Below are 22521 nucleotides of genomic sequence, written 5' to 3' on the forward strand. Positions count from 1 at the left end.
AAAATTAATCAATTTCTTCGTAATCGATGTATTCGCCTACGGTTTTATCAGAAGATTTTTGTTGTTTCGGCATTTTGTCGATGACTGTTTCACCCACTTCAGGCTGATTTCGACCAGGCCTTTGAGGCTGTTGGTATTGTCCGCCAAAACGTTCCTGCATTTTCTTTGACATATACTGAACCAGATAAGGAGCCAATAGTCGCATCAATATTTTAACACCATAATAAACCAATAAAATGATCAATATGGTTCTTAAAAACCCTTGAAATGATGCCGTTTGTAACATTTAAAAATAATTTTTCCAAAAATACAATTCTCACAGCTTAAAAACAGTTATTAATACTTAAAAAAAATATAAAATCTCTATATTTGATGCTTAATTCACCACTTATGAAGAAGATGAAAATCTATTTGCCCTGCCTTATTTTTATGCTTTCATTTACAGCATTTGGCCAATATACAGACGTAATCAATAGCAATCGTCCTGGCCAATCACAAAGTGCTTTTGCAGTGGGACCTAACGTCATACAATTGGAGGTTGGTCCCAACTATATCAAACAAGAACACACACCTTTAAAATATGAAGTCAACGGGTTTGGTGTTGATTTTGCCGCTCGTTACGGATTGCTTTTTGAACCATTGGAGATTAGTGTCATTGGTTCATATCAAAATGATAAAATCACAGATAACCGTTCTGCCATTCCTATTGAAGACAAACGTGCTAACTTTAGAAATCTGACTGTTGGAGCAAAGTATTTGATCTATGATCCTTATAAAAATGCTGAAGATGATAAACCGAATCTTTACAGTTGGAAAGCTAACCATTCTTTCAAATGGAAATATTTGATTCCTGCAGTCGCTATTTATGCTGGTGCTAATTTTGATATCAAAAACAATCCTTATACAGGACCAGGAATTGAAGGATTCAGTCCAAAAATCGCAGTGATTTCACAAAATAATTTCTCTGGTGGATGGGTTTTTGTCATCAATCTGATTAAAGACCGCATTGGTACTGATTATTCGGACTTCCAGTACATTTTGACATTGACACATTCATTTGACCCAAAATGGTCATTGTTTGCAGAAACACAAGGCATACAGAGTGATTTTTATGCTGATAACCTTATCCGTTTTGGAGGTGCTTATTTGTTTGGCGATGATTTTCAATTGGATGCAGCTTTGACGTTTAATACCAAGGATACTCCTTCGGTATTCAACTTTGGAATAGGCGCTTCTTATCGTTTCGATTTTCACGAGGATACTATTATTGAAGATGATGGTACTTCTGCAAAAGAAGAAGGCAAACGTAAGGAACGTGCCAGCAAAAGCAAGAAAGACGTCAATTTTGATGATGGCAATGATGATGGTTCCAACTAAACACACTTTATGATTACAATAAAAGAAGCTGTTACGAAAAGCGAACTCAAAACGTTCGTGAAGTTTCCGTTTAACCTTTATAAAGATTCCAATTACTGGGTGCCTCCTATCATTTCGCAAGAACTGGAGACTTTCAATAAAAAGAAAAACCCAATTTTCAACGATGCAGAAGCCAGATTTTTCCTGGCATATAAAAACACAGAAGTCGTAGGTCGCGTGGCTGCAATCATTAATTGGCTCGAGGTCAATAATCAAAAACAGAAAAAGATGCGCTTCGGATGGTTTGATGTCATTGATGATATCGACGTGACAAAAGCACTGCTTGATAAAGTTCACGAAATAGGCAAAGCGAATAATCTCGATTATGTTGAAGGTCCAGTTGGATTTTCAAATCTAGATAAAGTAGGTGTTATGACCGAAGGTTTTGAATATTTGGGCAATATGATTACTTGGTATAACTATCCTTATTATGTCGAACATTTTGCAGAATTGGGTTATAAAGATGAAAAACTATACTCCGAAAGTCGATTTCCATTCTCTAATGTGGAGCCGGATTTTTTCTTAAAGGCAAATGAGCTGATTAAAAAACGTTATGGATTGAAATCTTTGGGTTTTAAAAAAGCTTCAGAAGTGATGCCTTATGCAGATAAAATGTTTGATTTGTTCAATGAATCCTATTCATCTTTGTCGTCATTTGTGGCGATTACAGATATCCAAAAGGAATATTTCAAGAAAAAGTTTATTCCATTCGTGAATCCAGAGTACATAAAGTTTGTTGTGGATGCAGATGATAAGCTAATTGCATTTGCTATTGTGATGCCATCATTCTCTAGAGCATTACAGAAAACAGGTGGTAAATTGTTTCCTTTTGGTTTCAGACATATATTGCACGCCAAAAAGCATAGTAAAGATGTTGTTTTTTATCTTATTGGAATACATCCAGAATATCAAAATAAAGGGGTTACTGCAATGATTTTCAATGAATATTATGATGTTTTCAACAAAAAAGGAATTCAAAACTGTATTAGAACTCCAGAGCTTGAAGACAATGTCGCGATTCATCAAATTTGGAAACATTTTAAACCAGAAGTTTTCAAACGAAGAAAAACGGTAAGGAAAAACATCGAATAGCTATAAAATAAAAAATCCCAAACTCCAATTGAATCTTGGAATTTGGGATTTTTAATAACTTGAACTTTTTACTATTGTCCCATAGCTGCTGCTACTGCTGCAGAAAGACGCTTGTAAGTTCCGTTTTCCAAACGTGTTCTAATGGCATCGAAAGCATCCAGTGTTTCGTTGACATCTTCCATGGTATGTGTTGCTGTAGGAATCAAACGCAACAAAATCAATCCTTTAGGAATGACTGGATACACTACAATTGAGCAGAATATCCCGTAATTTTCACGTAAATCTTTCACTAAAGCCATTGCTTCAGGGATACTTCCTTTCAAATACACAGGTGTAACACAACTTTGTGTAGTTCCAATATCAAATCCTCTCTCTTTTAATCCAGATTGAAGGGCATTGGTGTTTTCCCAAAGCTTTTCTTTCAATTCCGGCATTGTTTTAAGCATCTCTAAACGCTTACGAGCACCTACCACCAATTGCATTTGCAATGATTTTGCAAACATTTGGGAACGTAGATTGTATTTTAAATAGTCAATGATTTCTTGGTCTGCTGCGATGAATGCACCTGTACTTGCCAATGATTTAGCAAAGGTTGCAAAATATACGTCAATTCCATCCTGAACACCTTGCTCTTCACCTGCTCCAGCACCAGTTTTACCAAGTGTACCGAAACCATGAGCATCATCCACCAAGAAACGGAAATTAAACTTTTTCTTCAATTCAACTATTTCTTTAAGCTTTCCTTGTTCGCCACGCATTCCGAATACACCTTCTGAAATCACAAGAATTCCTCCACCTGTTTGTTCTGCCATTTTTGCAGCTCTTTCCAAATTTTTCTCAAGACTGTCGATATCATTATGCTTGTAGGTGAAACGTTTTCCCATATGAAGACGCACACCATCGATAATACAAGCATGTGCATCGACATCATATACGATGATATCATCTTTAGCCACCAAAGCATCGATTGTTGAAACCATACCTTGATAACCAAAATTCAATAAGTAAGCTGCTTCCTTTTGTACAAATTCGGCCAATTCTTTTTGTAGTGTTTCATGCAAATCTGTATGGCCAGACATCATACGGGCTCCCATTGGGTAGGCAGAACCATAATCGATTCCAGCTTGTGCATCCGTCTTGCGGATTTCAGGGTGATTAGCCAACCCTAAATAATCATTAATACTCCAGGTGATAACATCCTTACCCCTAAATTTCATTCGGTTGGAAATCTGTCCTTCCAATTTAGGGAACACAAAATAGCCTTCGGCTTGTGAAGCCCATTTACCAAGTGGCCCTTTGTCTTTGTAAATCTTATCGAATAAATCCTTCATGCGTTACATTTAAAATTTTAGGCGGTCGCATGTCACTACAGCATCCTCTTCATCATTCCGACGGTCTTTGCAGTAGGGCATTTAACTTGAATTAGTCTTATTAGTTGGGGCAAAATTAATTAATTATCCGTTGATAGCATAATTTAATTATAAACCAATGTTTATAACATTTTAGCCCACAAAAAAGTCCTATTGTATCATCAAAAAGACACAATAGGACTAGTATTTTTAATTTTATTTACTTTATATACTCTATGGTCTCGATCTTTGCCGTGCTTTTACTGTCAAGAAATCCTTGCTCTTCCATCCACTTGTCGCTGTAGATTTTACTCATATATCTTGAACCATGATCTGGGAAGATAACCACAACTCTATCCGTAATTTTAAACTCCCCTTCTTCATTCAACTGTTTCACAGCTTGCATGGCAGCACCACTTGTATAACCTACAAAAAGACCTTCTGAACGAGAGATCTCTCTTGCGGTGTGTGCACTATCTTCATCTGTAACTTTGATGAATTTATCAATAAGATCGAAATCTGTAGCTGTAGGGATTAAGTTTTTACCCAGACCTTCAATTCTGTAAGGATAAATTTCCTTTTCATCAAATTCTTTGGTTTCATGAAACTTCTTCAACACAGAACCATAAGCATCTACACCAATAACCTTTATATCAGGGTTTTGTTCCTTTAAAAACTTCGCAGTACCAGAAATGGTACCACCTGTTCCACTACAAGCGATTAGATGTGTGATTTTGCCATCAGTTTGAGTCCAGATTTCTGGGCCAGTAGTGTTGTAATGTGCATCAATATTCAATTGGTTAAAATATTGATTGATGTAAATAGAACCTTTTATTTCCTCGTGCAATCGTTTGGCAACTTGATAGTAAGACCTAGGATCATCCGCACTCACATGGGCAGGGCAAACGTATACCTTTGCTCCCATCGATTTTAGCATATCTATCTTATCGGCAGAAGATTTTGAACTCACAGCCAAAATACACTCATAACCTTTGATTATACTAACCATAGCGATACTAAACCCTGTATTGCCTGAAGTGGTCTCAATAATAGTATCACCTGATTTTAGAATTCCTTGCCTCTCGGCCTCTTCGATAATGTGTAACGCAATTCTATCTTTTGAAGAATGACCTGGATTGAAACCTTCCACTTTTGCGTAAAATTCACCATCGAAACCAGAGGTCATTTTGTTTAATTTGATAAGAGGGGTTTTGCCAATAAGCTGCAAAACATTATCAAATACCTGAATGTTTTCTTTCATAAATGCTATTTATCAGTTCCAATTTAAAAAAATGTAACCTAAAACCTCGCAAAAATACAAGAAATTTTTGAATTAGACAGAAATATTCTCCAAGTCTAGTAAAAACGCATATTCTTCAGCATCTTCGCGCAATGCTTCAAAACGTCCTGAAGCGCCGCCATGACCAGCTTTCATATTGGTTTTTAGTAACAACTTATTAGAATCAGTTTTGTAATCACGTAGTTTTGCCACCCATTTTGCAGGTTCCCAATATTGTACTTGAGAATCATGAAGACCGGTCGTTACCAAAATATGTGGGTAATCCTGTTTTTTTACATTGTCATAAGGTGAATACGACTTCATATACTCATAATATGTCTTGTCATTCGGATTTCCCCATTCGTCGTATTCTCCTGTGGTCAATGGAATGGTATCGTCCAACATGGTGGTCACAACATCAACAAAAGGCACCGCCGCGATGACACCGTTAAACAGTTGAGGTGCTTCATTGATAATAGCTCCAACCAATAGTCCACCTGCGCTTCCTCCAAGGGCATATAAATGTTGGGCAGATGTGTACTTTTGTTCGATCAAGAATTTTGCACATTCAATAAAATCGGTAAACGTATTTTTCTTTTTAAGAAGTTTTCCATCTTCATACCATTTCCTGCCCAAATACTCGCCGCCTCTAACATGGGCAATAACATAAATAAAACCTCTATCCAATAGACTCAATCGAATACTTGAAAAATATGGGTCAATGGTATGTCCGTAAGAGCCATAAGCATAGAGCAGCAATGGATTTTCACCATTTTTTCTGATGCCTTTTTTGTAAACCATAGACATTGGTATTTTAGTACCATCAGAAGCTGTTGCCCAGACACGCTCGGACTCATAATTATCCTTATCAAAATTTCCACCCAAAACTTCCTGTTCCTTTAAAACTGTTTTTTCTTTAGTCACCATATTAAAATCTATGGTAGAAGCAGGTGTGGTCATGGAATTATAACCATAACGAAGAATTTCAGTATCGAATTCCACATTAGTACTTGTGTAAGCTGTGTACGTTTCGTTATCGAATGGCAAATAATAATCATCCCTTCCATCCCATCGTTTGATTCGAATGAGATTTAAACCATTGTTTCGCTCACTAATCACCAAAAAATCTTTAAAAATGTCAATATCCTCCAATAAAACATCTTCTCTGTGAGGAAGGACCTCCACCCAATTATCAACTTTTGTTTGACTTTCTGGAGTTTTCATTAATTTGAAATTGGATGCTCCGTCTAAATTGGTAACGATATAAAAATGGTTTTCAAAATGAGAAATACTATATTCCAAGCCTCTTATACGCTCTTGAAACACATTAAAAGATTGGTCAGGAGTATTAGCATCTAGGATATGATATTCATTGGTAAGCGTGCTGTAGCAGGCAATAATCAAGTACTTTTGGGATTTTGATTTATAAATGGCCACACCAAACGTGTCATCCTTTTCATGAAAAACCACCTTGTCGCTTTTATTACTAGCCCCAAGTTTATGCTTGTAGATTTTGTCTGAACGCAGGGTTTTTAAATCCTTTTTTGTGTAAAATAGCGTTTTATTATCATTGGCCCATGTTGAAGAACCCGTTGTATTCTTTATGACATCTGTCAAAATTTCTCCTGTGATTAAATTCTTAACCTGCAATTGATAATTTCGCCTTCCCACAGTATCTACACCGAAGGCTATCATTGTATTATCTGGACTCACGCTTAAACCGACCAATTTGAAATAGTCATGACCTTCCGCCATTCGGTTGCAATCAAAAAGCAACTCTTCTGGATTGTTCAAGCTATCCTTTTTTCTCACATAAATAGGATAATCCTTGGCGGTTTCATACTTTACGATGTACCAATAACCGTTATATTTATAAGGAACAGATTGATCATCTTCCTTGATTCTAGCTTTCATTTCTTCAAAAAGAGAATTTTCAAAAGCCTTGTATTTCGATGTCATTTTATCATAATATCTGTTTTCTGATTTTAGATAATTAATGACTTCTTTGTCTTTTCGGTTGTTTAACCAGAAATAGTCATCAATCCTTATATCATCATGAGATTTAAGCTCAACAGGGACTTTATTAGCTTTTGGAAGTTGAATTTCTTTTGCCATGGAATCGTTATTTTAAACGGATTGCAAAATTAAGGTTTATTTAGATATGAGAACGCTTCGCTTTTAGAATCAAGAATAAAGAATTTTTAAAAGCGCCAAAATTAATTCCTTGAACTTTATTAATATTGTATTGTAATTAGAAAAAACAAGAACTATGTTTGGAGATATGATGGGTATGATGAACAAGCTAAAGGAAACCCAAAAGAAAGTTGAAGAAACAAAAGAGCGTCTGAATCACGTTTTGGTTGATGAAAAAAGCAGTGATGGAAAGCTTCAAGTGACGTTAACAGCTAATAGAACCATCAAATCGATTGCCATTGATGATGAATTAATGAATGATAAAGAAATGCTTGAAGATTATCTGATATTGACCTTAAACAAAGCGATTGCGAAAGCCACAAACGTCAATGAAACCGAACTTGCCGCAGTTGCTAAAGATGGTATGCCCAACATTCCTGGATTGGATATGTTTAAATAAGGATTTATAATCCCTGTCGATTCGAGCGCAGTAGAAAACTTTTTTTATAAGAATTTCTCAACTACGCTCGAATCGACTGGGCTAAAATGTCCTTTTTTTCAATTCTTTCAATAAAAACTCATGCATCGCATCTGAATAATCCAAGTGTGTGACCATTCGGAGCTTTCCGCCACCCATACTGATGATGTGGATATGCTTTTCGTTTAAACTGGTCAAAAATACTTTTTCATCAACATCTTTGTTCAATTCAAAAATGATGATATTCGTCTCGATTGGTTCCACTTTTTTAATAAATGATTGTTTTTCAAGAACTTCACCTATTTCTTTTGCCTTTTGATGATCTTGTTTTAATCTCAAGATATTATTATCCAAAGCATACAAACCCGCTGCCGCCAAATAACCCACTTGACGCATATTGCCTCCGAAAACCTTGCGGTAGCGCACAGCATTCTTCATAATCTCCTCATCACCAATCAGCACTGAACCAACAGGACAACCCAGACCTTTGCTCAAACACACGGAAATGGTATCAAAAATACTATATTGTTCTGTCGATTCGTTCTTTGCAACTAAAGCATTCCAAAGTCTGGCACCATCAAGGTGAAAACCCAGTTCATGCTCATCACAGATGTTCCTAATTTTCTTGATTTCATCGAAGTCCCAGCAGGCACCTCCACCCTTATTGGTAGTGTTTTCAATTTCTACAAGCCTTGATTTACTGTAATAAAAATCACTAGGATTGATGGCTTCCAGCACCTGTTCCGCTTTAAACATACCTCTTTGTCCATCAATCAATTTGCACGAAACACCACTGTTGAATGATGCACCTCCAGCTTCATAATTATATATATGGGCGTATTTATCGCAAATTACCTGCTCACCTGGTTGCGTATGAAGTTTGATAGCCGTCTGATTTGCCATGCTTCCAGATGGAAAAAACAACGCTTTCGGCTTTCCGAACATGTTTGCCAACCGCTCTTGCAATAAATTTACCGTTGGGTCTTCACTAAAAACATCATCACCTACTTCAGCAGACATCATTGCCTCCAACATTGGTTTTGTGGGCTTTGTAACCGTATCGCTTCTTAAATCTATTATCATTCAATTATATTTAGGCTCTAAAACTAATCAAATTTGCAAAAAAATTGATACATTTGAGCGTTGACGACTTCTAATTATTATTCCTCATGATAAGCTTCAAGAATACCTGCTAGTCAGCACTAGCATAATTCAATGTGACCTTTTTACATTTTTTGCGTCCATATTGTTAAATAACCCTAGAATTTAATAGTGAATATAAAATCTCCCATCACTCGTTTCCTAGAGAAATTGAGTGTTATAGCACTGCTTATAAAAACTGGATACATTAAGACAATCTTCATTGCCTTAAATACTCGTTTCTATTCCGACAAAACCTCATTGGGTGTGATTAGAAATCTTAATAAGGAATTTTCTCCTTTAAAAGCTAGGATTGAATTAGAAATTAGATTGTTCGAAGATGCCGATTTGAATGAGATGAATGAAAAATTTAGGCATATTGGATTTATAAAACAAAATATACCTCATTGTTACACTGGCGTCACTGTAGATAATATTCCTTGTTTTAGAACCTGGTTTATGAAATCAGAACAAAATGAACAAATACAGAATTATTTCGGTGATTTATTTCCGTTACTTAAGGAAGATGAAGCACTTATTGAAGGTGTTTTCACAAATCCCAAGTTTAGAGGACAAAAAATTATGCCATATGTTATTGATAAAATATCGAAACAAGAACATTTCAATGGTATAAACAAGGTCATGGCCTTCGTTAAAATATCCAATGTTCCCTCATTAAAAGGATTCAGACAAGCCGGATTTTCACCGTTTATAATTAGACATGAAAAATGGAGATTCTTCAAGAGGACTATCATTTTTGAACCGTTGAACGAAATCTTTAAGACGGAATATGAGCAAAAAACAAAAAAACATATTTCATCTATAGCAGTTGATTCTGAAGGTGTGTTTTATCTGTAAAAATAGTTTTAGCTAATAATTAAAAGTAGTATTTTCGCATCAAAATTAACTACTATTATGACTACATCTGATCAAATCAAGGATCTAGTAGAACGCCTTGGAGCGTTGAGGAGGTATCTTTGACGTTGATGCCAAAACTATTGAAATAAGAAACGAGGAAGAAAAAACCTTCGACCCAAATTTCTGGAATGATCCCAAATCGGCCGAAGCCACCATGAAATCCTTAAGGGAGAAAAAAAGTTGGATTGAAGGCTACAATACTGCCAAGACACTTGTTGAAGAACTGGAAGTTTTTCAAGAATTTTATAAAGCTGGTGATGTTTCTGCGGAAGAATTGGACACTCAATATGATAAAGCTGAAGAACAACTGGAAAATCTTGAGTTTAAAAACATGCTTTCTGATGAAGGTGACAACTTAAGTGCGGTTTTGCAGATTACCGCTGGTGCCGGTGGAACAGAATCTTGCGATTGGGCAAGTATGCTGATGCGTATGTATCTAATGTATGCAGAAAAAAGCGGCTTCAAGGTCAAGGAATTGAACTATCAGGAAGGTGATGTCGCTGGTATCAAAACAGTGACTTTTGAAATTGAAGGTGATTTTGCTTTTGGTTGGCTCAAAGGAGAAAATGGTGTGCATCGCTTGGTGCGTATTTCTCCATTTGACAGTAATGCAAAACGTCATACAAGTTTCGTGTCTGTCTACGTATATCCTCTGGTAGATGACACAATCGAAATTGAAGTCAATCCTGCCGATATTGAAATCACAACAGCGCGTTCAAGTGGTGCTGGAGGGCAGAATGTCAATAAAGTTGAAACAAAAGTGCAATTATACCATAAGCCAACAGGTATTCAAATTTCCTGTTCAGAAACTCGTTCGCAGCATGACAACAGAGCAAGGGCTTTGCAAATGTTGAAATCTCAATTGTATGAAATTGAACTTCAGAAACAATTGGCGCAACGCGAAGATATTGAAGCAAGCAAGATGAAAATTGAATGGGGAAGCCAGATTCGCAATTATGTGATGCATCCTTATAAATTGGTGAAAGATGTTCGCACTGGACACGAAACTGGTAATGTGGATGCTGTAATGGATGGTAATATTGATGAGTTCCTGAAATCATATTTAATGATGATGGGACAAAAAGAAGAAAACAACAATGAACTCTAACAATATTGAAAACATCATCTTCGACCTTGGAGGTGTTTTGATTGATTGGAACCCAGAATACGTATTTCTTGATGTTTTTGACGGAGACCGTCAAAAAATGAAATGGTTTTTTGATGAGATCTGCACGAATGATTGGAATGAAAACCAAGATGCAGGCTACCCCATTGCAAAAGCCACCGAAGAACGCATTGAAATGTTTCCGGAACACGAAAAATTGATTCGTATGTATTACGGACGCTGGGAGGAAATGCTTGGAGAGGCAATCGATGGTACCGTGAAAATATTGAAACATTTGATTGATTCCAAAAAATACAGAATTGTTGCATTGACCAACTGGAGTCACGAAACCTTTCCAATCGCGTTACAACGTTTTGAATTTCTCCATTGGTTTGAAGGAATTATTGTTTCAGGCGAAGAAAAAACGAGAAAGCCATTCAAAGAGATTTATGAACTCACATTGAATCGTTTCGACATGAAAGCTGAAAACTCACTTTTCATAGACGACAATTTGAGAAATATTGATGCCGCGAAGAAATTGGGAATTCAAACCATTCACTTCACGTCTTCCGAAAAACTCAAAAACTCATTGATTTCATTGCATATTTGTTAAGCCTTTATTTTCTATTAATCAACTTTACTTACTATGGTTGACATGTAATCGATTAAATTGTTGTACTTGTCATAAAAAATAGTAGATTTGGGCATCCCAATAAATTAATAGCAAGTAAATGATCGTTATTTACCATAACCCTAATTGTAGTAAATCTCGCGAATCACTAGAAATTCTCGAAACAAGCAAAGAAGACATCCAAATCATCAAATATCTCGACGAGACCCTTAAAGTTGAGAAATTGAGAAAAATTGTCAAATTACTCAATATAAAACCCATTGAGCTTGTTCGCCAAGATGAAACGCTCTGGAAAGAAAATTTTCAACATCTTGAATTCTCTGATGAAGAGTTAATTGAAGTGATGACAAACTATCCACAGCTCATTGAAAGACCAATTGTCATCAACGGTGACAAAGCTGTAATAGGTAGACCTCCTACAAAAATTCTTGACATTTTGTAGTATTTACCTTTAACAGAACTTTAACCATTAGTGCTTAAACCTAGACTTACTTTTGTAGTCTTAAAACCGTAAAGCACTAACTATGTTTTTTAGAATCTGTAAAATTGCTCTACTCTTTTTGATATTTTCGACGCCTGTTTTATCCCAAACACAGGATGATGTTGAAAAACAAAGGGCTGAATATGAAAAAAAAGCACTTGAAGAATTGGAAAAAAGAGTTCAAACTTTTGTTTTCGATCTAAAAGCAGATGATTTTCAAAAAGAAATTATCAAACAAAAGCTCTACTCCTATTTTGAGAAAAAAAAAGAACTTTACCTCAATCAGGATTTAAAATATTTTGAGCGAGACGAACAACTCCTAGTCCTTAACAATTCCCATTTTACAGATTTAAAGCAAATGGTCTCTGAAGAAACAATGGAGCAAATAAACACGTTCATAAAAGATGCCGGTACCACGTTAGCAAAACAGAAGAAGAAAGAAAAAAAGAAAAAGAAAAAAAACTAAACTATTAATTACCAATGAAGCACTTTTTAACGTTAACAACGGCCTTAATACTATTTACATTTTCAACCGCCTTTTCGCAAAAAGAGGTTACCATAACCGGGAAAGTAATCGACAAAGATGTCAATCAGCCATTAGAATATGCTACCGTCGCATTTTTCAGTAAAACAGAGAATAAAATTGTGACCGGAGGCATTACCGATCTAGAAGGGAATTTTTCCATTGCAGTCCCAGTAGGAACTTACGATATAACTGTAGAATACATTTCCTATAAGAAACTAACGCTTACTGACCGCAATCTAGATAAAGATACAAACCTCGGCACTTTAGGAATTGTAATTGATGCACAATCCTTAAATGAAGTTACAGTTGTGGCTGAACGTACCACAGTTGAAATAAAACTCGACAAAAAAGTTTACAATATTGGTCAAGACCTTACAACTTCTGGAGGAACTGTCAGCGATGCTTTGAACAACGTTCCATCGGTATCTGTCGATATTGAAGGAGCCATAAGTTTAAGAGGTAATGAAAATGTAAGGATTCTTATCAACGGAAAACCTTCTGCAATGGCTGGTTTTGGAGATACTAACATATTGAGCCAATTACCTGCCGAGGCTATTGAGCGCGTCGAAGTCATCACCTCACCTTCTGCCAGATATGATGCTGAAGGAACAGCTGGTATTTTGAATATCATTTTAAGACAGAAAGAAACTCTTGGTTTTAATGGCTCTTTGAATATAAATATCGGTGACCCTGACAATTATGGGGTTTCTGCAAATTTAAATTTACGCAAAGAAAAGTATAATCTCTTCACTAATTTAGGATGGAGGTATTTTGATGCACCTCGTACAAGTTTCAGTGATGCCAATTACTTTGATCGCATCAACGACGATGGTGAATTGGTTACTCCAGAATTTGAAAGAATTCGGGAAGATCAATATGTAGAAAGACTAAACAGAAATTACAATGGAAACATTGGATTGGAATATTTCATCAACGATAAATCCTCCATTACTGGTAGCCTTTTTTATAGATACGGTGAGGATGCTGATTTGTCTTTTAATAATAGCGACCGATTCAATAGTGGTTCTTTAGTTGAACAAACCTTCAGACGTGAAAAACAAACTGAAAAGGATAACAGCTATCAGTTTTCATTGAACTACATTAATAAGTTTGATGATGCTGGACAAGAACTTAAGGTTGACTTTCAATATGGTAAGGATAAGGAGATTCAAGAAACCGGTATTTCAGAGGATTATTTGTTAACCCAGCAATCAAACCCTGACCCTTTCCAAAGAGAAGAAGTGTATACCACCGAAAAACAAAACGAATATCTTTTTCAAGCAGATTATGTTCTTCCAATAGGTGAAGACAGTCGCTTTGAAGCTGGATATCGTGATAATTACGAAAGACAAAAAACAGATTATGACCTTTTTCAAGAGGAAATCGCTACAGGTAGTCTTTTCTTGAATGATACCATCTCAAACTTATTTGATTACACCGAGCACGTAACTGCCATCTATTCTCAATACGGAACAAAATGGGGTAAATTCTCTTTCTTGCTTGGTTTAAGACTTGAAAATACCCGATTGAAAGGTGATATCGATTCTAGATTGACAGAGGAAGAATTAAATGATGCCTTTGGTTTTCCCATCCAAACAGATTTTGATAATAATTATTTAGGTCTGTTTCCAACAGTGAATTTAATCTACAATCTTGCTGGTGAAGACGACAAAGAAGAAAGTGTAACCTTTGGTTATAATAGAAGAATCAACAGACCTAGAGGATGGTTTATCAATCCATTTCCTTCACGTTCTAGTCGTACAAATGTTTTTCAGGGGAATCCTAATTTGCAACCTGCGTTTTCAAGTGCATTTGATATCGGGTACCTCAAACGTTGGGATGATCTTACCTTGACAACTTCAGTATACTATCAACACGAAACGGATTCATTTGAGCGTGTAGAAGAAAATACAGGTCAACAAACATCTGATGGAATTGACATCATCAGAACAATACCTGTAAACTTATCTACCAATAAAAGAACTGGTGCCGAACTAGGTCTTTTGTATAATCCTGCAAAATGGCTTCGTTTGAACTCAAGCTTCAACTTCTTTCAGTTTAAAACAGAAGGAGATTTCAATGGTGTAGATTATGGTGCAAAAAACACAAGCTATTTTGCGCGTTTTAGCTCTAAAGTAACACTTCCTGGTAAAATTGATTGGCAAACAAACGCGAACTATAATGGTGCTCGTGAAGATGCCCAGACTAAAACCGATGGCATCTTCTCTATGGATTTGGCATTTAGTAAAGAAATTTTCAAAGACAAAGCAACGGTTTCTTTAAATGTCAGAGATGTCTTCAATTCAAGAAAAAGGCAATCTCTTACTACTACAGAGTTTTTTAGTCGATACAGCGAAAATCAATGGAGACAAAGACAAATCACACTTTCTTTAATGTTCCGTTTTAATCAGCAAAAGAAACAGCAACGCGACCGTAATCAAAATGGTCAAGGTAATGGTGATGAAATGGAATTTGAAGGATAAATTAAGCTTGAAGTGGCAAGTTTAAAGCTTGAAGAATAGAAATAAAAAAGCTGTTTCATTTGAAACAGCTTTTTTTATATATAACTTAAATGCTACTATTAGTGAGCACTTGCTTGTCTTTTTGCCTTGCGCTCTTCTCTTATTTCTTTGAGACGCTCCATTGAAGAACCGAAAATCCAATAAGGGATTACGAATGTGATTAAAAATATCATCAACCAGAAACCAATGGTCAAAATGGTTAAAAACGCTAAAAATCCTAAATATTGGTCAAATTCAAACATATTGTATGTGCTTTGTTCTTAATTATGGCAAAGATAATAGAATCGTTTTTGTTACACAATACCAATATTCACATTTATTAACAGGGTTTTCAAGAATTAAAAACTCCTAATTCTCCTCAACATGCTTCTTGTAATTGTCTAGTATCGCCTGCCACCCTCCTTTTTGCATCTCTACAGGATTTTGATTTTCAGCATCAAACACGGTTGTAATCGTTGTTTTACCTTTTTCTTCTTTAAAATCTGTTCTTACCTGTCTTCCATCTGGCATTGTGTAGACTAATGCTTTTTGATTTTCGACCTTATCATAGGTAGCTTCAAAATCAAAACCCATACTGCCATCTTTGGCTTCCATCCTCGATTTCATCTTTCCGCCTACACGCACATCGTTTTCTGCTTTAGGGCAGCACCAATCATCACTGGCAAAATTCCATTGGGTGATGTGTTCTGGCTGTGTATAATAATCCCAAGCTTTTTGTGGCTCGGCGTTTACAGTTGTTTCTACAGTTACTTTTGTTGTTTCCATTTTATTTATATGTGTTGTTATTCTAATACTTCGCAATAAAATCCGTGTTGTGTGACCAGTTGAACGACTTTATGACTTTCAACCTTGCAGTTTTCAATTCGCAAAATGTTATCGCAGTCTTCTAAATCAAAGTTAATGATTGATTCCGGTAAATGCTGCATCAGTTGCTGCAACAAACCTTTGGCAGTGCTTTCTTCTGTGATATTGGTCTTGAAAACTTCAATCATAACAGCGAGATTCTATGAGCTTACTTGCGTTTTATGAGCTTGAAGCTTATGATAATATACGTATGAAATCATCAAAACTGCCAAGACTATCAATGGAAAAAACGTCATACCGCTCAAACCATCTACTGCCCAAATGCTGATAAACGCAAACAAGAAATCAAAAGTAAATCCTGCGTAGGCCCACTCTTTTAATCGTTTTGGTACTTGCGGAATGATAAGCAGTAAGGCGCCTAATACCTTAAACACTGCCAAGGCGGTTCCAAAATAATCCGGGTACCCTAAATGCCTGATGCCTTCTTTCGCCATTTCACTTTGAGACGTCAAGGCTGGCATAACACCTTCAAATAAAAAGATAAGGCCTGTGGCAATCCAATAAATGATTTTGTGTGATTTCATAGTGACTGTTCGTTTATGATTGTTGCTGAAATTTACTAATATCGCTGAAGAAGACTTCCCATTGGTGACCGTCTAAATCTTCAAAACCATGCTGATACATCCAGCCGTGATCTTGTGGTTCCATGTAGGTGTTGCCACCTGCCTCCACCGCTTTTTTGACAATAGAATTCACTTTTTCAATAGATTCTACTTCTAAAGCCAATAATACTTCGGTAGATTTTTTAGCATCGGCTACTGGTTTTTTTGTAAACCCTTGAAACATCGGTTTTGTGAGCAACATTGCAAAAATGTTGTCGCCTATCTCCAGACAAGCTGCCTTTTCATCCGTAAATTGCTCATTGAACGTAAAACCAAGACTTTTAAAAAAGTCCATAGATTTCTTTAAATCTTCTACAGGAAGATTTACAAATATTTGCTTCACCATTGTGTTTGCTGTTAAATGTTATTCTTTTCCGATAGCTCTTTGACAATGCCTAAAGCTTTCGGGAAGGTTTTATCAAAATACTCTTTGTGCTCATCAGTACTGTCTAATGACACATGTACTTCAGTAACGCCGTTTTGCTCTTTCAATTGGTAATCTTCAATAGAACCACTCCAGGATTCTGTTTTGTCATCTATCGGAAGTTCCTTGCCGTCTTTGAGCATTCCCATGTGTTTAAACGTCATTTGCTCATTCGGTTTGTTTTTGGCAATCTTGCCGTACATGCCACAATCTGTGCCATCGGTAAACCAAACGGAACTTCCCTCCTGCCAATCGGTTTTTACGTTAGAATCTGGGCTGAAGGGCTTTGTCCAAGCTTTGTAGCTTTCATCTCCCCATAAAACATCCCAAACACGTTCTTTTGGTGCGTTTATTTTCTGTGTGAATTTTAGTGTTTTCATTATTGTAAGCTTTATGCCTTAAGAGTTATTCTTTAGGCGATTTGTTCTTTAAAAGTAGTGAAAGTTTCTTGTTTTTACTTCATCGAATGGACTCCAAACATCGTTCCTTCTGTGTCATAAGCAAGAACAATAAATCCGTAGTCACCAATTGGGAATTTCGACTTGAAAATTTTTCCGCCGGCCTTTTCTATTCTGCTTTCTTCATTGGCGCAATCCTCACTACTAAAATATATAATAGTGCTGCTCATTCCTGCTTCAAAACCTTGCATATATACTAGACTTCCGCCAGCACCTGGTTTATCTGGATGTCCTGGGAACATCACCATCTTTAAACCCCCTTCCATATTGTCGGGCGTTGGTAATGGTTCCATCTTTATCTGTAAAACGGTTTCGTAAAATTGTTGAGCTCGGTTTATGTCTTGTACATAAATTTCGAACCAACCTACTGCATTTCTTTTATCCATGATTTTTAATGTTTAATTGTTTATTCCAAAGATACTCAACGTTTTTCGTTTGATAGATGTGCAAATACGTCATAGTAAAGGGTTGATTGCGACATTATAATGGCGTACATTTACATCAAAAGATATATCATGAAAAAAGTAGCGATTTACGTCCCAAAAGGACATTATAGTATGGTGAATATTGAAGGGACGCACCATATGTTTAGTTGGGTGAACGGGTATTACCAACAGATGGGCAAAGAACCCTTATTTGATATCACGCTGGTGGGTATTGAAAACGTGGCGACACAAACCAATGGCCTGTTTAGCATTACACCGCAAAAACATATCGATGATGTCCATGACACCGACCTTATTGTGGTGCCAGCGGTGCATGGCGATGTGCATCAAAACCTTAAGAATAACGAAGCGCTACTGCCTTGGCTGGTAAAACACTATAAGAATGGTGCCGAACTCGTGAGTTTGTGTATCGGTGCCTTTCATCTGGGCGCTGCGGGCCTTCTGGATGGCAAACCGTGCAGCACGCACTGGGGCTATGCCAATGAGTTTAGGGCGATGTTCCCCAAGGCGATTTTGATGGACAATAAAATCATGACCGAGAGCAACGGCATCTATACCAGTGGCGGTGCCTACTCCTTTACGCAACTGCTCCTCTATCTGGTAGAAAAGTTTGCGGGCCGCGAGGTGGCTATTATGGCGGGCAAAGGCTTTATGATTGATATCGATAAGAGTAGCCAGTCGCCTTTTATCATCTTTACGGGGCAAAAAGCACATGAGGATATTGAAATACTCGAAGCACAGCAATATATAGAAGACAATTTTGCCGAAAAAATAACCGTTGATGAGCTGTGCGACCATAGCAAAGTGGCGCGCCGCACCTTTGAACGCCGCTTTAAAAAAGCCACCTCAAACACGGTGCTTGAGTACATACAACGTGTGAAGATTGAGGCCGCCAAAAAAGAACTGGAGAAAGGCCGCAAGACGGTGAACGAGATTATGTACGAAGTGGGCTATAGCGATACCAAGGCGTTTAGGGATGTGTTTAAAAAGATTACTGATATGACGCCTATTGATTATAGGAATCGATATACGGTGGAATTAGCGTCATAATTAATAATGAATAATTAATGATGAACGATTAGTGATTAATGATTATTGATGAAGAATTACATACTACAAATGATTGACTTTTGAGAGTGTGTTTTTGATGCCTTTTTTGGAGTGTTTTTGAGGTTTTACTGGGGTTTCAGAGTGTTTTCCTAGACTACAGTTTACTACTGTTAGGCCACAGTTTACTACTGTTAGACTATAGTTTACTATTGTTAGACTACAGTTTACTACTGTTAGACTACAGTTTACTACTGTTAGACTACAGTTTACTACTGTTAGACTACAGTTTACTACTGTTAGACTACAGTTTACTACTGTTAGACTACAGTTCACTACTGTTAGGTGACAGTTTACTAGTGTTAGGTGACAGTTTACACTTATTTGGCAGGAAAAAACCATTGATTGGCAGAAGAAAACCATTGCTAGATGACATTTTACAACTGTTTGTCATGACTTTACAATTGTTAGGCTATAGAAAACTTTATTTGGGATTGGAGATACTGCTATTAAAAAAGAGCACGGATTATAAATCCGTGCTATCGAGGTAGAATATTTTAAGTTCTAAATATATAGACTCATCTACTTCGTCAACTCATCAAGATACCCCTGCAAGTCCTGCATGTTATAAGCGACTTCACCGTTATTGATAACCACTGGAAAAGCAAAACTCTGAAGCATAGGAGTGTCCTTTCTTAAGATTTCCCATAACAGTTGGTCATGTTTGGCATCCCTACTAATGTTCACAATTCTAAAATCTACACCATTCTCAATCAAGTGCTTTGCGGTCAATTGACTCCTAGGACAACCGTCTTTAATAAACACTACCAAGCCTTCATTATAGTCACCTACATCCCTAGTGGTTTTTTCTATCATCAACCGCTTTAGCATATTCATATCCGTAATAACAATGCCATTAGGTTTCGAATCATCGACAGAAACAGGTTTATACGTATAGTTGGATGTATAAGAGTACTTCTTGTTCTTCACTATCAAAACTTTCACCATTTCCAGCGTGTCATTGGCAGGCACCGTTTTGGTTACGGGTCGTGTATAGCCTCTTAAGTTTAGAACCTTAAGCGTCAAGGTCACTTCTTGGTCCACATCGCTATGGTTTATGGCATTAAACGCAATGTCGCTGTCAGTTTTCACGGTAGCGATTTTCACATCTTTTTGTTGAGCTTGACCTATGTAAATGGAAAGTAGCGCAAATAGAAATAAGATTTTATTTTTCATAAAGTATGATTCAATTTTATAGTTTAGACTTTATTCTTTGCCTGCATACGACAAAAAAACTTCCTTAATAATAATTAACCCATCTTTGGAATCATCTTTGTCTATCATAAATATATGCTTCGCCTTTTTGAATATACTCATTGTTTTTTCAAAACCTAAATCCTGCATATCATTCAAATCAATAATAATTCCTGCATTATTTTTAAGAAACTTTTCATTCACTCTAAAGGATGGAATTGGATTATCCGAATTCATATCATCAAAATCCCTGTAATTACGATACGAAAAGGAAATCGATTCGTTCAATTGCGGGTATTTATTTGAATCATGAAGTAAATACTGATAAATGGCAATCGAATAATTTAAAGTATCTTTAATCGGCAACCTTATTTGATTAATGCCATCTTTTTCAAAGTAAATTAAAAGAGTCTCATCCTGTTGATAAGAAATATTCTGTGCCTTACAGCTCAATATCATTATCATAGCTATGATGGTCATTCTAGCAATCATCTTCTTGTGCATTTTCAGTATAATCTTGTTCATTAAAGCATAAATTATTTAGTCCTTCAAAATCATTTCCCTTCTGCCGCTGCTGAAAGTCGATAGCCACCATCCGATAGAACCTCCAATATCATGCCGCCATGAATGTTATAAACCTCATCTCTAAAATTACTGTCATCAATAACCACTTTTCCGTTAGCGTCTTTTGCAACAACATGCTCTTTCGGACTTAAAAATTGCTCTATTTTCTTTATAAGCATTTTTTTATCCTTTTCTGAAATTTGATGATTCACATTTATAACATCAGAGTAGATTAAAACCAATTTATTAGATACATAAGCATATAATGAGGGGAATGTATGGGACGACTTTAAGCCAACAAATTGCTCTTTTATCCTGTATTTTGATTTTGTGTCAGGATTGGAACTATCAAATGAAAGTAATCGAATTTCGACATACCCATACCTTGAAAATTTCTCATTCTCAACTTTAGTTTTTTGTATAAACTCCTCTATGCCGTTGTGTAATGTTGTTTCACTTAAGTCTATTTCTTGAATCTTAAAGTTTTGCGCGTTACATGATAATACGCATAAAAATGCTATTAGAAATATTGGTTTCAAAGTTTGAATAATCATTGTTTAATCATAAGGTATTCCCCATAGGGTACTCTTAAACTAGTTGGAGAGTTGTCGTCCGGTATGATGACACCTCCATTAGATTTAATAGTTGCAGTCATTTTTTCAGGATTTGCTTCATCCGTGAGATATCTTAACACTAATGAAACAGAAAGATATTTTCTTTCTGAATCTGTAATGAACAGTTTGACTCTTCTCTCACTTGGTAAACAGTCATCGCACTTAACATACATATCATTTGCGATTATTCGCCTTCCATATATATTGTGTTTGGCAGAATTTGAGTTGTTTATATTTGCTAATGTATTTATTACTTCATTACCATTTTCCACATACTTATACTCTCCGATTAAAATGTCTTCATAGTCCTTTCCATTGAATACCATAGTTTTCTTCAATATTTTAATTGTAAAAGTCATACCTGAAATATTGCAAACCCAAGTTCCTTCAAATTTATTGAGTTCATTATTAAGGTCTTTAAAATATGCTCCATCTACAGTATTATGCCTGTAAGCATCTAAACCTACTACTGGGCTTTGCGATTTGCATGACAACACGGTAAAAAATGCTATTAGAAATATTGGCTTCAAAGTTTGAATAATTATTGTTTCGTCATTAAGTAACTACCCAATGGTACCCTGGGCGTTGTTGGTGAATTTTCCGATGGCACTATCCCACCATGTCTTGAGTAAATAATAACTTGTATCTGTTCTGGGCTACTTCCTACCATATATCGTATCACCATATTCAGGTTTAGATAGTCTCTTTCAGGATCCTTAAAAAATAATTTAATTCTTCTCTCATTGGGGCTACAATCATCACAGGATAAGAAATTATTATCATCAATAATATAAGAACCACCTACATTATTGTCATTTGATGAAAGATTTAAAGGCAATGTATTAACCAACTCTGAACCATTTTCAATATAAGAGTATTCTCCCTTTAAATAATCCCTATAGTCATTCATTATCTCCATCTGTTCAATTTTTCCCAAAACCATGTTGAATTCAGAATTATTTCCAGTAAACTTCCAAGTGCCCACAAATTTATCCAGCTCGTTGTTTAAATCTTTATAATAAGCACCATCTGGAGTATTATACATTCTTGCGTCTAAACCCACTATTGGGCTTTGCGATTTACATGATAATATGCAAAAAAATGCTATTAGAAATATTGGTTTCAAATTTTGAATACTCATTGCTTAATCATAAGATATTCCCCATAGGGTTTTTCTC

Annotated in this window: 27 protein-coding genes; 10 read left to right on the plus strand and 17 right to left on the minus strand. The window is 36.1% G+C overall.

The window, feature by feature from the left end:
* Positions 1-4: 4 nt before the first annotated feature.
* Positions 5-286: a DUF4834 family protein gene (locus M0G43_RS07840; protein WP_248024886.1), complete on the minus strand. Its 282-nt coding sequence runs from the start codon at positions 284-286 to the stop codon at positions 5-7.
* Positions 287-390: 104 nt separating this feature from the next.
* Here M0G43_RS07840 and M0G43_RS07845 point away from each other — a divergent pair, with 104 nt between their 5' ends.
* Positions 391-1377 carry a transporter gene (locus M0G43_RS07845; protein WP_248024888.1) on the plus strand — a complete coding sequence of 329 codons (987 nt, stop codon included), beginning with the start codon at positions 391-393 and terminating at the stop codon, positions 1375-1377.
* A gap of 9 nt (positions 1378-1386) precedes the next feature.
* Positions 1387-2508 (plus strand): GNAT family N-acetyltransferase, encoded by a 1122-nt coding sequence (locus tag M0G43_RS07850; RefSeq protein WP_248024889.1) that lies wholly within the window; start codon positions 1387-1389, stop codon positions 2506-2508.
* Positions 2509-2579: 71 nt separating this feature from the next.
* Here the strand turns inward: M0G43_RS07850 and M0G43_RS07855 are convergent, their stop codons facing one another.
* The 3 genes from M0G43_RS07855 to M0G43_RS07865 form a co-directional block, all read right to left on the minus strand.
* Positions 2580-3839, minus strand: a complete 1260-nt coding sequence (locus tag M0G43_RS07855) for an aminotransferase class I/II-fold pyridoxal phosphate-dependent enzyme (RefSeq protein ID WP_248024890.1) — start codon at positions 3837-3839, stop codon at positions 2580-2582.
* A 238-nt stretch (positions 3840-4077) separates the two neighbouring features.
* The gene (locus M0G43_RS07860) at positions 4078-5118 is read right to left on the minus strand and encodes a PLP-dependent cysteine synthase family protein (RefSeq protein WP_248024891.1); all 1041 of its coding nucleotides are present in this window, start codon (positions 5116-5118) and stop codon (positions 4078-4080) included.
* A 72-nt stretch (positions 5119-5190) separates the two neighbouring features.
* Positions 5191-7251 carry a S9 family peptidase gene (locus M0G43_RS07865; protein ID WP_248024892.1) on the minus strand — a complete coding sequence of 687 codons (2061 nt, stop codon included), beginning with the start codon at positions 7249-7251 and terminating at the stop codon, positions 5191-5193.
* A 154-nt stretch (positions 7252-7405) separates the two neighbouring features.
* Here M0G43_RS07865 and M0G43_RS07870 point away from each other — a divergent pair, with 154 nt between their 5' ends.
* A complete protein-coding gene (locus M0G43_RS07870; RefSeq protein ID WP_248024893.1) occupies positions 7406-7729 on the plus strand; it encodes a YbaB/EbfC family nucleoid-associated protein in 324 nt (107 codons plus the stop codon).
* A gap of 81 nt (positions 7730-7810) precedes the next feature.
* Here M0G43_RS07870 and M0G43_RS07875 read toward each other — a convergent pair whose 3' ends face one another.
* Positions 7811-8830 (minus strand): threonine aldolase family protein, encoded by a 1020-nt coding sequence (locus M0G43_RS07875; RefSeq protein WP_248024894.1) that lies wholly within the window; start codon positions 8828-8830, stop codon positions 7811-7813.
* A 324-nt stretch (positions 8831-9154) separates the two neighbouring features.
* Between M0G43_RS07875 and M0G43_RS07880 the strand changes: the two genes are divergently transcribed.
* The 6 genes from M0G43_RS07880 (at position 9155) to M0G43_RS07905 (ending at position 15031) form a co-directional block, all read left to right on the plus strand.
* Positions 9155-9745: a hypothetical protein gene (locus M0G43_RS07880; protein WP_248024895.1), complete on the plus strand. Its 591-nt coding sequence runs from the start codon at positions 9155-9157 to the stop codon at positions 9743-9745.
* A gap of 57 nt (positions 9746-9802) precedes the next feature.
* Positions 9803-10913 (plus strand): peptide chain release factor 2 gene (gene prfB, locus M0G43_RS07885; RefSeq protein WP_248024896.1). Its coding sequence is split into 2 segments (ribosomal slippage): positions 9803-9865 and positions 9867-10913, totalling 1110 coding nucleotides; the frame shifts between segments, so codons are not numbered across the junction.
* Positions 10903-11523: an HAD family hydrolase gene (locus M0G43_RS07890; protein ID WP_248024898.1), complete on the plus strand. Its 621-nt coding sequence runs from the start codon at positions 10903-10905 to the stop codon at positions 11521-11523. Before prfB ends, M0G43_RS07890 begins: the two co-directional genes overlap by 11 nt.
* A 118-nt stretch (positions 11524-11641) precedes the next feature.
* A complete protein-coding gene (gene arsC, locus M0G43_RS07895) occupies positions 11642-11983 on the plus strand; it encodes an arsenate reductase (glutaredoxin) (RefSeq protein ID WP_248024899.1) in 342 nt (113 codons plus the stop codon).
* Between the two features lie 82 nt (positions 11984-12065).
* A complete protein-coding gene (locus tag M0G43_RS07900) occupies positions 12066-12488 on the plus strand; it encodes a hypothetical protein (protein WP_248024900.1) in 423 nt (140 codons plus the stop codon).
* A gap of 14 nt (positions 12489-12502) precedes the next feature.
* Complete coding sequence (locus M0G43_RS07905; protein ID WP_248024901.1) at positions 12503-15031, plus strand: outer membrane beta-barrel family protein; 2529 nt, start codon at positions 12503-12505, stop codon at positions 15029-15031.
* A 98-nt stretch (positions 15032-15129) separates the two neighbouring features.
* Here M0G43_RS07905 and M0G43_RS07910 read toward each other — a convergent pair whose 3' ends face one another.
* The 7 genes from M0G43_RS07910 to M0G43_RS07940 all read right to left on the minus strand — a co-directional run bounded on the left by M0G43_RS07910 (position 15130) and on the right by M0G43_RS07940 (position 17804).
* Positions 15130-15312, minus strand: a complete 183-nt coding sequence (locus M0G43_RS07910) for a hypothetical protein (RefSeq protein WP_248024902.1) — start codon at positions 15310-15312, stop codon at positions 15130-15132.
* Between the two features lie 106 nt (positions 15313-15418).
* The gene (locus M0G43_RS07915) at positions 15419-15835 is read right to left on the minus strand and encodes an SRPBCC family protein (protein ID WP_248024903.1); all 417 of its coding nucleotides are present in this window, start codon (positions 15833-15835) and stop codon (positions 15419-15421) included.
* 17 nt (positions 15836-15852) lie between these two features.
* On the minus strand, positions 15853-16062 hold the full coding sequence (locus tag M0G43_RS07920; RefSeq protein WP_248024904.1) for a hypothetical protein: 210 nt from the start codon (positions 16060-16062) through the stop codon (positions 15853-15855).
* 12 nt (positions 16063-16074) lie between these two features.
* Positions 16075-16458, minus strand: a complete 384-nt coding sequence (locus tag M0G43_RS07925) for a DoxX family protein (RefSeq protein ID WP_248024905.1) — start codon at positions 16456-16458, stop codon at positions 16075-16077.
* A gap of 13 nt (positions 16459-16471) precedes the next feature.
* Positions 16472-16882, minus strand: coding sequence for a VOC family protein (locus M0G43_RS07930; protein ID WP_248024907.1), 411 nt, complete (start codon positions 16880-16882; stop codon positions 16472-16474).
* A gap of 11 nt (positions 16883-16893) precedes the next feature.
* On the minus strand, positions 16894-17340 hold the full coding sequence (locus M0G43_RS07935) for an SRPBCC domain-containing protein (protein ID WP_248024908.1): 447 nt from the start codon (positions 17338-17340) through the stop codon (positions 16894-16896).
* 74 nt (positions 17341-17414) lie between these two features.
* Positions 17415-17804, minus strand: a complete 390-nt coding sequence (locus M0G43_RS07940; protein ID WP_248024909.1) for a VOC family protein — start codon at positions 17802-17804, stop codon at positions 17415-17417.
* 129 nt (positions 17805-17933) lie between these two features.
* Here M0G43_RS07940 and M0G43_RS07945 point away from each other — a divergent pair, with 129 nt between their 5' ends.
* A complete protein-coding gene (locus tag M0G43_RS07945; protein ID WP_248024910.1) occupies positions 17934-18914 on the plus strand; it encodes a GlxA family transcriptional regulator in 981 nt (326 codons plus the stop codon).
* A gap of 579 nt (positions 18915-19493) precedes the next feature.
* On the opposite strand, the gene M0G43_RS07950 is transcribed toward M0G43_RS07945, so the two are convergent.
* Genes M0G43_RS07950 through M0G43_RS07970 form a run of 5 tightly spaced genes read right to left on the minus strand, consistent with a single transcriptional unit; the run spans position 19494 to position 22469 of the window.
* Complete coding sequence (locus M0G43_RS07950) at positions 19494-20147, minus strand: glutaredoxin domain-containing protein (RefSeq protein ID WP_248024912.1); 654 nt, start codon at positions 20145-20147, stop codon at positions 19494-19496.
* Between the two features lie 30 nt (positions 20148-20177).
* On the minus strand, positions 20178-20690 hold the full coding sequence (locus tag M0G43_RS07955; protein WP_248024913.1) for a hypothetical protein: 513 nt from the start codon (positions 20688-20690) through the stop codon (positions 20178-20180).
* A gap of 29 nt (positions 20691-20719) precedes the next feature.
* Complete coding sequence (locus tag M0G43_RS07960; RefSeq protein ID WP_248024914.1) at positions 20720-21283, minus strand: hypothetical protein; 564 nt, start codon at positions 21281-21283, stop codon at positions 20720-20722.
* Positions 21280-21840 carry a DUF6705 family protein gene (locus tag M0G43_RS07965; RefSeq protein WP_248024915.1) on the minus strand — a complete coding sequence of 187 codons (561 nt, stop codon included), beginning with the start codon at positions 21838-21840 and terminating at the stop codon, positions 21280-21282. The genes M0G43_RS07960 and M0G43_RS07965 overlap by 4 nt, the downstream gene beginning before the upstream one ends.
* 44 nt (positions 21841-21884) lie before the next feature.
* Positions 21885-22469: a DUF6705 family protein gene (locus M0G43_RS07970; protein ID WP_248024916.1), complete on the minus strand. Its 585-nt coding sequence runs from the start codon at positions 22467-22469 to the stop codon at positions 21885-21887.
* Between the last annotated feature and the right edge of the window lie 52 nt (positions 22470-22521).

The sequence above is a fragment of the Subsaxibacter sp. CAU 1640 genome (genome assembly GCF_023156585.1).
In the GTDB taxonomy this organism is placed as follows: Bacteria; Bacteroidota; Bacteroidia; order Flavobacteriales; family Flavobacteriaceae; genus JBPOFM01.

Bases quoted from the DNA above. Each gene is read 5' to 3' on its own strand.
- M0G43_RS07840 (WP_248024886.1), bottom strand. From the start codon at position 286: ATGTTACAAACGGCATCATTTCAAGGGTTTTTAAGAACCATATTGATC.
- M0G43_RS07850 (WP_248024889.1), top strand. From the start codon at position 1,387: ATGATTACAATAAAAGAAGCTGTTACGAAAAGCGAACTCAAAACGTTC.
- M0G43_RS07875 (WP_248024894.1), bottom strand. From the start codon at position 8,830: ATGATAATAGATTTAAGAAGCGATACGGTTACAAAGCCCACAAAACCA.
- arsC (WP_248024899.1), top strand. From the start codon at position 11,642: ATGATCGTTATTTACCATAACCCTAATTGTAGTAAATCTCGCGAATCA.
- M0G43_RS07945 (WP_248024910.1), top strand. From the start codon at position 17,934: ATGAAAAAAGTAGCGATTTACGTCCCAAAAGGACATTATAGTATGGTG.
- M0G43_RS07960 (WP_248024914.1), bottom strand. From the start codon at position 21,283: ATGATTATTCAAACTTTGAAACCAATATTTCTAATAGCATTTTTATGC.
- M0G43_RS07935 (WP_248024908.1), bottom strand. From the start codon at position 17,340: ATGAAAACACTAAAATTCACACAGAAAATAAACGCACCAAAAGAACGT.
- M0G43_RS07900 (WP_248024900.1), top strand. From the start codon at position 12,066: ATGTTTTTTAGAATCTGTAAAATTGCTCTACTCTTTTTGATATTTTCG.
- M0G43_RS07915 (WP_248024903.1), bottom strand. From the start codon at position 15,835: ATGGAAACAACAAAAGTAACTGTAGAAACAACTGTAAACGCCGAGCCA.
- M0G43_RS07845 (WP_248024888.1), top strand. From the start codon at position 391: ATGAAGAAGATGAAAATCTATTTGCCCTGCCTTATTTTTATGCTTTCA.
- M0G43_RS07920 (WP_248024904.1), bottom strand. From the start codon at position 16,062: ATGATTGAAGTTTTCAAGACCAATATCACAGAAGAAAGCACTGCCAAA.
- M0G43_RS07860 (WP_248024891.1), bottom strand. From the start codon at position 5,118: ATGAAAGAAAACATTCAGGTATTTGATAATGTTTTGCAGCTTATTGGC.
- M0G43_RS07870 (WP_248024893.1), top strand. From the start codon at position 7,406: ATGTTTGGAGATATGATGGGTATGATGAACAAGCTAAAGGAAACCCAA.
- M0G43_RS07890 (WP_248024898.1), top strand. From the start codon at position 10,903: ATGAACTCTAACAATATTGAAAACATCATCTTCGACCTTGGAGGTGTT.
- M0G43_RS07855 (WP_248024890.1), bottom strand. From the start codon at position 3,839: ATGAAGGATTTATTCGATAAGATTTACAAAGACAAAGGGCCACTTGGT.
- M0G43_RS07940 (WP_248024909.1), bottom strand. From the start codon at position 17,804: ATGGATAAAAGAAATGCAGTAGGTTGGTTCGAAATTTATGTACAAGAC.
- M0G43_RS07955 (WP_248024913.1), bottom strand. From the start codon at position 20,690: ATGAACAAGATTATACTGAAAATGCACAAGAAGATGATTGCTAGAATG.
- M0G43_RS07925 (WP_248024905.1), bottom strand. From the start codon at position 16,458: ATGAAATCACACAAAATCATTTATTGGATTGCCACAGGCCTTATCTTT.
- M0G43_RS07865 (WP_248024892.1), bottom strand. From the start codon at position 7,251: ATGGCAAAAGAAATTCAACTTCCAAAAGCTAATAAAGTCCCTGTTGAG.
- M0G43_RS07930 (WP_248024907.1), bottom strand. From the start codon at position 16,882: ATGGTGAAGCAAATATTTGTAAATCTTCCTGTAGAAGATTTAAAGAAA.
- M0G43_RS07910 (WP_248024902.1), bottom strand. From the start codon at position 15,312: ATGTTTGAATTTGACCAATATTTAGGATTTTTAGCGTTTTTAACCATT.
- M0G43_RS07905 (WP_248024901.1), top strand. From the start codon at position 12,503: ATGAAGCACTTTTTAACGTTAACAACGGCCTTAATACTATTTACATTT.
- M0G43_RS07950 (WP_248024912.1), bottom strand. From the start codon at position 20,147: ATGAAAAATAAAATCTTATTTCTATTTGCGCTACTTTCCATTTACATA.